The sequence below is a fragment of the Lysobacter soli genome (assembly GCF_009755585.1).
Classification (GTDB): Bacteria; Pseudomonadota; Gammaproteobacteria; order Xanthomonadales; family Xanthomonadaceae; genus Lysobacter_J; species Lysobacter_J soli.
Genome location: NZ_CP046603.1, coordinates 1436096 through 1449169, shown reverse-complemented (window position 1 = coordinate 1449169; position 13074 = coordinate 1436096). Strand labels below are relative to the sequence as shown.

The window sequence follows — 13074 nt, the reverse complement described above, 5'->3', positions numbered from 1 at the left end:
CGGATTGCGTCAAGACCGGTTGTCGCGCCGGCTCCGCTGCGTCATTGCGCCCGGATGCGTTGCGCGGCCAAAGGTTGGCGTGTCGTCGCGATCGGGTGCGGCCGGACCACTGCCACGCACCCCGCGCCCGGCACCACGACGCGGACCGCCTCGGGCCTGCGAACTGGTTGTGTGCCGGAACCCAACGACATCGCTCACCCCACATGCGGCACGACCGATGCCGACCACGGCATTCGCGTCTTCCCTGCCCCTCTCGTCGAATCAAACGCGTCCCACGCGTGCGAACGGCCACGTCCGCGGCGCATCGGCCAAGCGATGCAAGGCGCGTGAAGCCGCGCTAGGATTGGGCCCGACAAGGGGGCCCCATGAGCCAGGACTTCGCGCTTCTGTACATGCAGCTTGGACTGCATCCGGACTGCAGCCTCGAAGACCTCAAGCGCGCGTATCGCATCCGCGTGGGCGAACTGCATCCGGACCGGCACCTGGATCGCCCGGCCTCCGATGACGCCAACGCCGCCCTCACCGAACTCACCGCGCTGTACTCGGGCGCCATCCGTTTCCACCGCATCCACGGACGGCTGCCGGGTTCCACGCCACGCGGGCCGGCAGTGGCTTCGCGTGCCGCACCGGAGCCCGCGCACTTCACGACGACAGCGTTGCGCGCCGCACCGCGCGAAAGCGATCGCGCCACGCAGAGCATGACGCCGCGCATCGCGGTGCTCAGCGTGCTGGTGCTGGTGGTGGTGATGGTGGTGCTGCACTGGTCGGAAACCGCGCAGGTCGCGCCGCATGCGGACAACGGCGACGCCGTGGCCGCCGCCGTCGACCCCGACACGCCCAGGTTGGAACTGGGCATGGAGGAAGCGGCCGTCGTCGCGATCCAGGGCGCGCCCGAACGCGTGCAGGACGACGTGTGGAACTACGGTTCCTCGTGGGTGCGCTTCGAGGACGGCCACGTGGTCGACTGGGCCAGCGTGCCGCCAAACCGGCTGATGACGCTGACGCCGCGGCCGGTCAAGGAGGACGAGAACGGCGAGGAAGAGGCGTTCGGGCCGTGACGTTTTTGGTTTCGGCTTACGACTTTGGCTTTTGACTTTGCCCCCTCTCCCGCTCGCGGGAGAGGGGGAGTGAGCGCCATGCGGGTCCGACTCCGGCCTGCCTCAGCACCGACGCTCTGGATCCTCGTCCGCGTCTGGTTACCTGGACCCGCGCTGGAACAACACCACTTCGACCGTCTGCAACAGGATGATCAGGTCGAACACCAGGCCGTGGTTCTTGACGTAGAACAGGTCGAATTTCAGCTTCTCTTCCGCATCGCGCACGGACGCGCCATACGGATACCTCAGCTGCGCCCAGCCCGTCAGGCCCGGCTTCACGCAATGACGTACGGCGTAGTAACGGATCTCGCGACTGAGCATGTCGACGAACTGCGGACGTTCCGGGCGCGGGCCGACGATGCTCATCTCGCCGCGCAGGATGTTGAACAGTTGCGGCAATTCATCCAGTCGCGTCAGGCGGATGAACTTGCCCACGCGCGTGGTGCGGTCGTCGCCGCGTTGCGCCCACCGCGCCACGCCGTCGCCTTCGGCATCCACGCGCATGCTGCGGAACTTGATCAGCTCGAACGGCCGCCCGCCTTCGCCGATGCGCGTCTGCTGGTAGAGGATCGGACCGCTGGATTCCAGGCGGATCAGCGCCGCCACCAGCACCATGAAAGGCCACGCGATCAGCAGCAGCGCCGATGCCGCGAGCACATCGAACAGCCGCTTGTTCATGCAGCGCGACGTCGAATGATCGAAACCGCCAGAGAACACCAGCCACGACGGATCGCACAGGTTCGTCGTCACCAGACCCGCTTCGCGTTCGAAGAACGTGGACAGGTCGGTCATCGCCACGCCGCGCTGCACGCAGGTCAGCATCTCCTCCATCGGTAGCCCGCCGCGACGTTCGTCCGGCGCGACCACGACTTCGCTGATCTGCAAGCGGTGCACGATGTCGGCCAAGCCATCGGGCGCGGCAACGCGCATCGAGTCGGGCACGCAGGCTTCCTGCCCTTCGATCGGCACGAAGCCGATCAGCGAGAACGCGCGCCGATCGCTGCCGCGACGCATGCGCGTGTTGATCAGGTCCGCGTTATGGCCGGCGCCGAGCACCAGCACGCGGCGCTTGAACAGGTCGCCGCGGAACACGTGCATCACGCAGAACCGCAGCGCGGCCATGCCGATCAGGCCGAGGACCATCGCGATCACGATGACGCCGCGACCGATGTAGGCGTTCGGGATCAGGTAATACAGCACCATCAGCCCGATGCCGCCGATGGCGAAGGACACCAGCAGCCGCAGCGCAAACTCGAAGCGATTGAGCCGTACGTGCACCTGGTACAGGCCCAGCGCCGCCATCGCGGTGGTGACGAACGCCGCCACCAGCAACGCGCGCACGGTGAGGTTCTCGGAGAAGATCTCGTGACCTTCGGGGTCGTTCATGAAGCGCAGCCACGCCGCGCCCATCACCGCCGCCATCACCAGCAGCACTTCGAGCAGCCACAGGAGCAGCAACGCCCGGTTCTTCAGACTCGCCTTTCCGAACATCATGGGACCGCACTCCTACGCGGTGCGCGCGCCATCGCGCACGCACGTCCGACAGACAGCCGTTGGAAGGTTCCGGAGAAGTGCCGGCCGGGGCCGGGCGTCGCGCGTCATGGTCATGACGTCCCCTGTGCGACGCAGTCACGACAAGGACAACGACCTTCCGCCGGCACTCCGGCCAGCGGGTGGATCGTGGGGATGCAACTGCAGGCATTCGACCGCGGCCTCGCGCGGCGCCGCTACGGCCGCGGTCCATCGCTCGCCTACATCGAGCATGGCCAGGCGCACGCTGCACGCCGCAGGAAGTTCCCGCGCGCTCCCGGCCAGGATGAATTCCCCGCCGGCGGCGGCGTGGAAACTGCACATCTCGCGCGCCAGGCCAATGCCCTCGGCCTTGAGCAGCGCCTCCTTGCGAACCCATAGCGCCAGCAGCGCACGACTGCGCGCCGGTTCGGGCAGGTTCGCCAGCGATTGGAGTTCGGACGGATGGCACACGCTCGTCGCGATGCCGGGCAATTCCGACGCGCGGAACGCGGCTTCGATGTCGATGCCGACCGGTCCGAGCGCGCACAGCGCGAACGCGGCGACACCGTCGGCATGGCTCAGGCTGGTGTGCACGGCGTGGCCGTGCAGCGTGATGCCGGGCAGGTACGGCGCGCCTTCGGCATTGCGGGCGATCGTGATCGATTCCGGCGCGACGCCCAGCGACGCGGCCACGAACAGCCGGTGCAGCGCATAGGTGAGCGCGAGCGTTTCGCGGTCGTCGGCGAAACGGCGCTGGCCTGCGCGCTGGCGTTCGGAAGCGTCCAGCAGCGACCACGCCTCGTCGCGCCAGGGATGCCACGGGCGCAACGCGATGACGGCGGTCGCACAGGCGCCGGGCGCCATCGGCCCGCACGCGAACGCGTCGCGCAACGAGCACGCCGATGTTGCCTGTCGCCATGCGACCGCCACCTCGCCCCCTGTCCGGTCCTGCCGGTGCCTGCTCCGAATCGACGATCCGGATTCAACGAACACGAACGCAGCCATCGCTGGAAGGCGGACACGGCCGCGTCCGCGTCCTGTCGCGGCCCGCGAGTGCGTTAGGTGCATCAAGGCGACCGCGGGCGAAGCCGGCGGCCGTCACGTCAACGAACGAGTGAACGAATGGACACGACCGAGATCGGGGAACGGCTGGTCCAGCGGGCCATCCTGGAATCGCACCGCGCAGACGGGGCCGCCCGCGCCGACATCGCCACGCACGACGAACCCGGCGTGGCCGCCTTGCCCACGCTGGACACGGTGCGCCTGGGCGTCGTCGGACTGGGGTACGTCGGACTGCCGCTGGCCGTGGCCTTCGGCCGCCGCTTCGACACGGTCGGTTTCGACATCAACGCGCAGCGCGTGGTCGAACTGCGCGAAGGGCGTGACAGCACGCTGGAAGTCGATGCGGAGGAACTGACGCAGGCCAAGCGGCTGCGCTGCAGCAGCGACCTGGGCATGTTGCAGCGGTGCAACGTCTACATCGTCACCGTGCCCACGCCGATCGACGCCGCCAAGCGCCCGGACCTCGGCCCGCTGGTGCGCGCGAGCGAGGCGCTCGGCCAGGTGCTCAAGCGCGGCGACGTCGTGGTGTACGAATCCACGGTGTATCCCGGCTGCACCGAGGAAGTCTGCGTGCCGATCCTGGAGCGCGCGTCCGGCCTGGTGTTCAACCGTGACTTCTTTGCCGGCTACAGCCCGGAGCGCATCAACCCGGGCGACAAGGAACATCGACTCACGCGCATCCTGAAGATCACGTCGGGCTCGACGCCGCGCGCGGCTGATTTCGTCGATGCGCTCTACGGTTCGATCATCGAGGCCGGCACGCACAAGGCCAGTTCGATCAAGGTCGCCGAGGCGGCGAAAGTCATCGAGAACACGCAGCGCGATCTCAACATCGCGCTGGTCAACGACCTCGCGATCCTGTTCAACAAGCTCGGCATCGACACGCTGGAAGTGCTGCAGGCGGCGGGCACGAAGTGGAATTTCCTCCCCTTCCGGCCGGGGCTGGTCGGCGGCCACTGCATCGGCGTGGACCCGTATTACCTGACCCACAAGGCGCAGGAGATTGGCCATCACCCAGACGTGATCCTGGCCGGCCGCCGCACGAACGACGGCATGGGCGCGTACATCGCCAGTGAAGTCGTGCGGCTGATGGTGCGCCGTGGCATCAATCCCGTGCAGGCGCGCATCCTCGTGCTCGGCCTCGCGTTCAAGGAGAACTGCCCGGACCTGCGCAACACGCGCGTGGTCGACATCGTCCAAGCGCTGCGCGGCTACAACGCACAGGTCGACGTACACGATCCCTGGGTGAACGCGCACGATGCATCGCACGAGTACGGACTGGCGATGAACGGCGCGCCGGAACACGGGTCATACGACGCGGTGATCGTCGCGGTCGCGCACCGCGAGTTCGCGCAACTCGGCGCCGATGGCGTGCGCGCGTACGGCAAGCCGACGTCGATCGTCTACGACGTGAAATACGTGCTGCCCCGCGACGCGGTGGACGGACGCCTGTGACGATGAAAGTCCTCGTAACGGGAACCGCCGGCTTCATCGGATCGCACGTCGCGCAGGCGCTGCTGGCGCGCGGCGATGAAGTGATCGGCTTCGACAACCTCAATGACTACTACGACGTCACGCTTAAGCGCGCGCGAATGGCGCGCTTCGCGGACCATCCCGCGTACACGCACGTGCATGGCGACCTGGCCGATCGGGATGCCGTTGAAGCGCTGTTCCGCGAACATCGCCCGCAGCGCGTGGTGAACCTGGCCGCGCAGGCCGGCGTGCGTTACGCCGCCGAGAATCCGCACGTGTACGTGGCGAGCAACGTGACGGGTTTCCTGCATGTGCTGGAAGGCGCGCGGCGTCATGGCGTCGAGCATCTGGTGTATGCATCGACCAGTTCGGTCTATGGCGCGAACACCGCGATGCCGTTCTCGGAACATCAATCCACCGAACATCCGCTCACGCTCTACGCCGCCACCAAGAAGGCGAACGAGGCGATGGCGCACAGCTACGCGCACCTCTACGGCGTGCCGTGCACGGGCCTGCGCTTCTTCACCGTCTACGGACCTTGGGGGCGGCCGGACATGGCGCTGTTCCTGTTCACGCGCGCGATCCTCGCGGGCGAGCCAATTCCGGTGTTCAACCACGGACGCCACAAGCGCAGCTTCACCTACATCGACGACATCGTCGCCGGCGTGGTGCGCGCGCTCGATCGCGTGCCGGGCGTAGACGACACGTGGAATGGCACGACTCCCGATCCTTCGAGCAGCGGCGTTGCGCCGTACCGGCTCTACAACATCGGCAGCGCGCAGAGCGTCGAACTGCTGCGCTACATCGAGGTGCTGGAGCAGTGCCTGGGACGCAAGGCGACGCTGCGCATGCTGCCGCTGCAGGCCGGCGACGTGCCGGCGACCGAGGCGGACTGCACCGATCTCGCACGCGACATGGGCTACGCGCCGAGCGTGACGGTCGAGGATGGCGTGGCACGGTTCGTCGCGTGGTATCGCGAGTACTACGGTGTGCGCGACACGCGCGACGCGCCGGCGGCCGTCGCGGTGTGAGTCACGCATTCGCGAGCGTCATACGCCAACGCCCGCTCGAAACACAAACAAAAAGGCCGATGCTTTCGCATCGGCCTTTTTGTCTTGTATGGCGCGCCCGGAGAGATTCGAACTCCCGACCACCAAGTTCGTAGCCTGGTGCTCTATCCAGCTGAGCTACGGGCGCTGAGTTGAAAAATTATGAAGGATCGCTGCCGATTCGTCAAACATTTTTCGAACATTTCTGTCGAAGCCGTTGGAGGCGCTTCAACAGTGCACGTACCGCGCGGATACGTGCGACCGCTTGGATCGCATGCACGTCGCTGATCGCTTCGTGCAAGGCCAGCATGCGTTGCATCCTGGCGGCCGATCCGGCCGGTCGATGGAACTGGCGGAGACTGAGGGATTCGAACCCTCGATGGAGCTTTTGACCCCATACTCCCTTAGCAGGGGAGCCCCTTCGGCCTCTCGGGCAAGTCTCCGCGGAAACATCAAGAACGGTGCGGGCGCAAAGGATAGCGGCTCGCTCCGCCGACGGCAAACGATTTCTCAGCCGGCGTTGTGCTTGCCCGAATCGTTGTCCGCGGGCTCCTCGCCACGCTGGATACGCTGGTAGATCTCTTCGCGATGGACTGCAACATCTTTCGGCGCGGTAATACCAATACGCACCTGGTTTCCCTTGACGCCGAGCACGGTGACGGTCACCGAGTCGCCGATCATCAAGGTCTCACCGACGCGACGCGTCAGGATCAGCATCTAACATCTCCTATGGCCGCCTTTCCAGGCCGGCATGTGGGAGCTCCGGGAGCTCCCCGTTTTCGAAACACAAACGTGAACCATCTTAGCGGCGGGCCAAACGCCCTCGCAACCGCAAGTGGCCAGCGTTCACCATTCAGCCAAGCTTGCTCTCGACCCAGGCCGGAACCTCGGCGAGGACCTGGACCAGGGCCGGGCCGTCGTCGCCACCGCCCTGCGCCATGTCCGGGCGGCCACCGCCCTTGCCATTGATCCGACTGGCGACGTGTGCGAGGAGTTCCCCCGCCTTCACCTTGCCGGCCGCGCTTCCGTTCACACCGGCCACGAGCGCGGCCTTGCCCTCGCTCGCACCGGCCAGGACGATCACCGCATCGCCCATCTGCTGCTTGAGGCGATCGACCGCATCGCGCAACGCCTTGGCGTCGAAACCCTCCAGCCGCGTGGCGACGACCTTTACGCCTGCGACCTGCGCGGCCGATGCCGCCAGGTCGGACGTGGCGCCCGAGGCGGCCTTGGCCTTCAGCGACTCGAGTTCACGCTCGAGCTTCTTCTGACGATCGAGCAGGCTGCGCAGCTTGTCGGACACATCCGCCGCATTGCCGCCCAGCAGGCGCGCGGCCTCGTCGAGTCGGTGCTCTTCCTCGGCGACGAAGTCCAGCGCACCCTGCCCCGTCAGCGCCTCGATACGGCGCACACCGGCGGACACGCCACCTTCGGACACGATCTTGAACAGACCGATGTCGCCGGTACGCGAAACGTGCGTGCCGCCGCAGAGTTCGGTCGAGGTGTCGCCCATGCGCAACACACGCACGTTGTCGCCGTACTTCTCGCCGAACAGCGCCATCGCGCCGAAATCCAGCGCCTCCTGCATGCCCATGTGGTGCACTTCGGCAGCGTGGTTGCGGCGGATTTCTGCGTTGACGCGACGCTCGATCTCGGCCAGCTCGCCCGCGCTCACCGGCGCGAAGTGCGAGAAGTCGAAACGCAGGCGATCGGGCGCGACCAGCGAACCCTTCTGCACGACGTGGTCGCCGAGCACGGAACGCAGCGCCGAATGCAGCAGGTGCGTGGCCGAATGGTTGAGGACCGTGGCGGCGCGGCGCACGGTGTCGACCGTGGCACGGACGCGGTCGCCACGCTTCAGCGAGCCGCTGGCGAGCGTGCCGACGTGACCGTGGAACTGGCCCGCGAACTTCACCGTATCGCGCACGGCGAAGCGCGCGTCGCCGGCTTCCAGGTCGCCGGTGTCGCCGACCTGACCGCCGCTTTCGGCGTAGAACGGCGTGCGATCGAGGATCACCGCCGCTTCTTCGCCGGCTTCGATGCGATCGACGGCGCGGCCGTTCTTCAGCAGCGCGACGATCTCCAGGTCCTCGTCGGACAGTTGTTCGTAACCGAGGAACTGCGTCGGGGCCAGCTGCGCGGCGAGTTCGGCCGGCATCGTCGCGGCGTTACCGAACTTGCCTGCGGCGCGCGCCGTTTCGCGCTGCTGCTCCATCGCGGCTTCGAAGCCGGCCATGTCGACCGACAGGCCGCGCTCGCGCGCGATGTCGGCGGTCAGGTCGACCGGGAAGCCATAGGTGTCGTACAGACGGAACGCGTCGACGCCGGGGATCGTGGTGTTCGAGCGCGCGGCGACCTCGTCGAAGATGCGCATGCCGGCGTCGAGCGTTTCGGCGAAGCGCTCTTCCTCGGCCAGCAGCGCGCGTTCGACAAACTCGCGCTTGGCGGTGAGTTCGGGATACGCGTCGCCCATCACTTCGACCAGCGGCGCGACCATGCGGTGGAAGAACGGGCCCTTCTGGCCGAGCATCCAGCCGTGGCGCAGCGCGCGACGGATGATGCGGCGCAGGACGTAGCCCCGGCCTTCGTTGCTCGGCAGCACGCCATCGACGATGAGGAAAGCGCAGGCGCGGATGTGATCGGCGATCACGCGCAGCGACTTGTTGTCGAGGTCCGCGGTGGAGGTGAATTCCGCGGCCTTGGCGATCAGGTGGCGGAACAGGTCGATCTCGTAGTTGCCATGCACGCCTTGCAGCACAGCGGCGAGACGCTCAAGCCCCATGCCGGTGTCCACGCACGGCGCCGGCAGCGGTTCGAGCGTGCCATCGGGCTGGCGATCGAACTGCATGAACACCAGGTTCCAGATCTCGATGAAGCGATCGCCGTCCTCGTCGGGCGAACCTGGTGGGCCGCCGGCGATGTGCGCGCCGTGGTCGTAGAAGATCTCGGTGCACGGACCGCAGGGGCCGGTGTCGGCCATCTGCCAGAAGTTGTCCGAGGCGAAGGGCGCGCCCTTGTTGTCGCCGATGCGGACGATGCGCTCGGCCGGGACGCCGATCTTCTTGTTCCAGATGGCGTAGGCCTCGTCGTCCGTGTGATACACGGTGACGGTGAGGCGTTCGGCCGGCAGGCCCCAGACCTTGGTCAGCAGTTCCCAGGCCCAGGTGATGGCGTCTTCCTTGAAGTAGTCGCCGAACGACCAGTTGCCCAGCATCTCGAAGAACGTGTGGTGGCGCGCGGTGTAGCCGACCTGGTCCAGGTCGTTGTGCTTGCCGCCTGCACGCAGGCAGCGCTGCACGTCGGCCGCGCGCACGTAGCCGGGCTTCTCGCTGCCGAGAAAGACGTTCTTGAACTGGACCATGCCCGAGTTGGTGAAGAGCAACGTCGGGTCGTTCGCCGGCACCAGCGGTGCGGACGGAACGATGGTGTGGGCCTTTCCACGGAAGAATTCGAGGAAATCGCTGCGGATTTCGGTAGTGGTTTTCATGCCTGGCGCGCGAAGTTCGGGGACAGGGCCGGACCACCCGGACCGTCCCGTGTCCTCATCTAGTGGGGACGTCGACAGGAGCAGGCAACCCGAACCCGAAAGCCGGCTAGCGTAGCAGGACGGCCCGCGCCGCGCTTGGCAGCGGTGACACGCGCTGGTTGAAGATCCGGAGGCTGAATGCAGTGGATCGGGCGTTGGGGCGCGGCCGGTTGCCTGCGCCCTCTCGGGCCGAACGCGATGACCCCGGAGGGAAGTCGCGCCACACGTGCTTGGCAATCGCTCCGTTGAAACTCGGGGGCTACGACCTGCGCCCTTCCTCCGCTGGATCAGTCGTCCAGATCCAGCCGGGTCGCGGCACGCACGCTGTCCCCGTCGAAGCCGCGACGGATCAGGAAATCGGCTGCTTTCCGGCGCACCGCCAGCTCGTCCAGCGCCTTTCCGAACCGGCGACGGACCAGATCGCGGGCGCTTTCCTTCCAGTCGCCTTCGAAGGTCCCCATTGCCACGGCAATGGCCTCGCCGTCCAGGCCGTGAGTGGAGAGCTCGGCACGGATCCGCAGGGGCCCGTAGCCACTGGCCGCGCGGCTGCGCACGAGGCTTTCGGCGAAGCGGCTGTCATCCTGCCAGCCCTCGCCCGCCAGGCGGTCGACGGCGGCCTCGACCTCCCCGGCGTCCAGGCCGCGCGAGGTCAGCTTCCGGTTCAGCTCCTTGCGCGAATGCTCGCGCCGCGCGAGCAGCCCCAGCGCCCGTTGCACCGGGGTCTGCTCACGGACCCGGCGCCGGCGACCGGGACCGTCGGCCCCGGTGCTGCCATCGTTCGGGTCGTCATGCATGGCGCGAACCTGCCTTCATGCCATTCCGCCGGGGACGATCAGTCGTCCTGGCCGTCGTCTTCCTCGCTGCGGTTGGCTTCGGCCGGCACGAACTTCTCGCGCAGGGCCGTTTCCAGGCGTTCGGCGACATGCGGATTTTCCTTCAGGTACTGGCGGGCGTTTTCCTTGCCCTGCCCGATGCGCTCGTCGTACGCGCTGTACCAGGCGCCGGACTTCTCGACCAGCTTGGCCTCCACGCCCATGTCGATCAGCTCGCCTTCGCGCGAGATGCCTTCGCCATAGAGGATTTCGGTGACGACCTGCTTGAACGGCGGGGCCAGTTTGTTCTTCACGACCTTGATGCGGGTCTGGTTGCCGATGATCTCGTCGCCCTTCTTGATCGAACCGATGCGGCGGATGTCCAGGCGCACCGAGGCATAGAACTTCAGCGCGTTGCCGCCGGTGGTGGTTTCCGGGCTCTGGCCCGGCATCATCACGCCGATCTTCATGCGCAGCTGGTTGATGAAGATCACCAGGCAGTTGGAGCGCTTGATGTTGCCGGTGAGCTTGCGCAGCGCCTGGCTCATCAGTCGAGCCTGCAGGCCCGGCAGCTGGTCGCCCATCTCGCCTTCGATTTCGGCCTTCGGCGTCAGTGCGGCGACGGAGTCGACCACGACCATGTCGACCGCCGCCGAACGCACGAGCATGTCGGCGATTTCCAGCGCCTGTTCGCCCGTGTCCGGCTGGCTGACCAGCAGGTCGTCGACGTTGACGCCGAGCTTGGCGGCGTAGATCGGGTCGAGCGCGTGCTCGGCGTCGATGAAGGCGCAGGTGCCGCCGGCCTTCTGGCACTGGGCGATGGCCTGCAGCGTGAGGGTGGTCTTGCCCGAGGATTCCGGGCCATAGATCTCGACGACACGGCCCTTCGGCAGGCCGCCGATGCCCAGCGCGATGTCGAGCATCAGCGAGCCGGTACCGATGACTTCCGTCGCTTCGATCGTGCGATCGCCCATGCGCATCACCGAGCCCTTGCCGAACTGCTTTTCGATCTGGCCCAGTGCGGCTGAGAGCGCGCGCTTCTTGTTGTCGTCCATCGTGGTGTTTCCTTCAGTGTCAGTGGCGGAAGTCGTTGCTCGGGATGCAATCTAGCGGCCGCGTATCGCACGGGCTGAGACGCGCCCGCGGCCATGTCCAGATTGCGTGGGCGATCGCCGGCCGGCCATGAGGGGTGTCCGGGACAGGGTGTGGGAAAACCCCGCACCCTGCCCCGGAACGCCACTGACGTCGGTCCGGAATTCGCCCGGAAATTCATCGGTCATCGCTGACCCGTTCGGCTTCACCGATTCGGCCTTACCAGTCCGCAGTACAGTCCTTCGATCGCGAAGTCCTGGCCCGGCTCGACCTCGATGGGCGCGTAGTCGGGATTGCGCGGCAACAGGCGGATGCGGTCCTTGCCGATCTTCAACAGCTTCACGGTGATCTCGTCGTCGATGCGCGCGACCACGATCTGACCGGAGCGCGCGTCATTCGTGCGATGCACGCCGATCAGGTCGCCGCTGAAGATGCCTTCGTCGCGCATCGAGTCGCCCTTTACCTTGAGCAGGTAATCGGGCGTGGGCGAGAAGAAGACGCGGTCGAGCAGGACGAAGTCGTCAGAGCCGATGTCGGCGCCGATCGGCCGGCCTGCGGCGACCTGCCCCAGCACGGGAAGACGCAGCGCGTCGTTCGCGGCTTCGCCTGCGTCGACGTGCCGGACCGTCAGGGAGTCGGACACCGGCTCGACCGCGGCGCACAGCCGGATCGCGCGGGCGCGTCCCGGCATGCGCTGGATGGCGCCGGCCTGTTCCAGCGCTTCCAGGTGGTACTGCGCCGCGCGGACGCTGCTGAAGCCCATGGCGCGGGCGATCTCCGTCTGCGACGGCGGAACGCCCTCGGCCTCGATGCGCTCGGCGATGAGGGCGAGGATGGCGCGCTGGGTGTCGGTGATGTCCATTAGTAGCAATACTACTAATGGGAATGGCGAAGTCAACATCCGCGCCGACCCGCCCCGCCGGCCGCGGGTCAGGCCATCAGTTCGGCCAGCCCGTGAAGCGCCGCGGCGACGGTCTGGCGACGCACCGCGTCGCGGTCGCCGTCGAAATGGAAGGTCACCGCCGTCGGGTAGCCGCCACGGCGCTTCCAGGCGATCCAGACAGTGCCGACCGGCTTGTCCTCGGTGCCGCCGCCGGGGCCGGCGATGCCCGTGACTGCCACGGCCAGCGTCGCGCCCGAATGCACGAGTGCGCCGGACACCATCTCGATCACTGTCTCGCGGCTCACCGCGCCGTGCGTTTCCAGCGTCTGCGGGCGCACGCCCAGCAGCGCCTGCTTGGCCTCGTAGCTGTAGGCCGCCATGCCGCATTCGAACCAGCCGGACGAACCGGGAATGTCGGTCAGCATCTTGGCGATCCAACCGCCCGTGCAGCTTTCGGCGGTGACCAGGGTCTGGCGATGGGCGCGGGCGGCTTCGGCGACCTGTTGGGCCAGGCGCAGCAGGGAGGCATCGGTGACGTCGTTTTTCATGGCGTCGATGATAGCCGCTC

The 13074-nt window shown here is 67.1% G+C and carries 11 protein-coding genes and 2 tRNA genes; 3 read left to right on the top strand and 10 right to left on the bottom strand.

Annotated features, from left to right (window positions below):
• Positions 1–365 precede the first annotated feature (365 nt).
• Positions 366–1058, top strand: coding sequence for a J domain-containing protein (locus GOY17_RS06660; protein ID WP_157029782.1), 693 nt, complete (start codon positions 366–368; stop codon positions 1056–1058).
• A gap of 138 nt (positions 1059–1196) precedes the next feature.
• Here the strand turns inward: GOY17_RS06660 and GOY17_RS06655 are convergent, their stop codons facing one another.
• Positions 1197–2591 carry a TIGR03013 family XrtA/PEP-CTERM system glycosyltransferase gene (locus GOY17_RS06655; RefSeq protein ID WP_232338543.1) on the bottom strand — a complete coding sequence of 465 codons (1395 nt, stop codon included), beginning with the start codon at positions 2589–2591 and terminating at the stop codon, positions 1197–1199.
• A gap of 135 nt (positions 2592–2726) precedes the next feature.
• Positions 2727–3500 (bottom strand): 4'-phosphopantetheinyl transferase family protein, encoded by a 774-nt coding sequence (locus GOY17_RS06650; RefSeq protein ID WP_198173834.1) that lies wholly within the window; start codon positions 3498–3500, stop codon positions 2727–2729.
• A gap of 357 nt (positions 3501–3857) precedes the next feature.
• On the opposite strand from GOY17_RS06650, the gene tviB reads away from it, so the two are divergent.
• Together tviB and GOY17_RS06640 are read left to right on the top strand one after the other, a co-directional pair.
• Positions 3858–5126, top strand: coding sequence for a Vi polysaccharide biosynthesis UDP-N-acetylglucosamine C-6 dehydrogenase TviB (gene tviB / locus GOY17_RS06645; RefSeq protein ID WP_425482302.1), 1269 nt, complete (start codon positions 3858–3860; stop codon positions 5124–5126).
• 2 nt (positions 5127–5128) lie between these two features.
• Complete coding sequence (locus GOY17_RS06640; RefSeq protein ID WP_157029779.1) at positions 5129–6175, top strand: NAD-dependent epimerase; 1047 nt, start codon at positions 5129–5131, stop codon at positions 6173–6175.
• An 89-nt stretch (positions 6176–6264) separates the two neighbouring features.
• Here GOY17_RS06640 and GOY17_RS06635 read toward each other — a convergent pair.
• From GOY17_RS06635 to GOY17_RS06600, 8 genes are all read right to left on the bottom strand, one after another.
• Positions 6265–6341: transfer RNA gene (locus tag GOY17_RS06635), tRNA-Arg, on the bottom strand.
• 202 nt (positions 6342–6543) lie between these two features.
• Positions 6544–6636, bottom strand: a tRNA-Ser gene (locus GOY17_RS06630).
• A 67-nt stretch (positions 6637–6703) separates the two neighbouring features.
• On the bottom strand, positions 6704–6910 hold the full coding sequence (gene csrA, locus GOY17_RS06625; RefSeq protein WP_115840753.1) for a carbon storage regulator CsrA: 207 nt from the start codon (positions 6908–6910) through the stop codon (positions 6704–6706).
• Positions 6911–7046: 136 nt separating this feature from the next.
• Positions 7047–9680 carry an alanine--tRNA ligase gene (gene alaS, locus GOY17_RS06620; RefSeq protein ID WP_157029778.1) on the bottom strand — a complete coding sequence of 878 codons (2634 nt, stop codon included), beginning with the start codon at positions 9678–9680 and terminating at the stop codon, positions 7047–7049.
• 326 nt (positions 9681–10006) lie between these two features.
• Positions 10007–10513, bottom strand: coding sequence for a recombination regulator RecX (gene recX, locus GOY17_RS06615; RefSeq protein WP_157029777.1), 507 nt, complete (start codon positions 10511–10513; stop codon positions 10007–10009).
• 38 nt (positions 10514–10551) lie between these two features.
• A complete protein-coding gene (gene recA / locus GOY17_RS06610) occupies positions 10552–11586 on the bottom strand; it encodes a recombinase RecA (RefSeq protein ID WP_157029776.1) in 1035 nt (344 codons plus the stop codon).
• Between the two features lie 242 nt (positions 11587–11828).
• Entirely contained in the window at positions 11829–12485 is a 657-nt protein-coding gene (gene lexA / locus GOY17_RS06605; RefSeq protein ID WP_115840757.1) for a transcriptional repressor LexA, read from the bottom strand.
• A 68-nt stretch (positions 12486–12553) separates the two neighbouring features.
• Entirely contained in the window at positions 12554–13054 is a 501-nt protein-coding gene (locus tag GOY17_RS06600) for a CinA family protein (protein WP_157029775.1), read from the bottom strand.
• Positions 13055–13074: the final 20 nt, after the last annotated feature.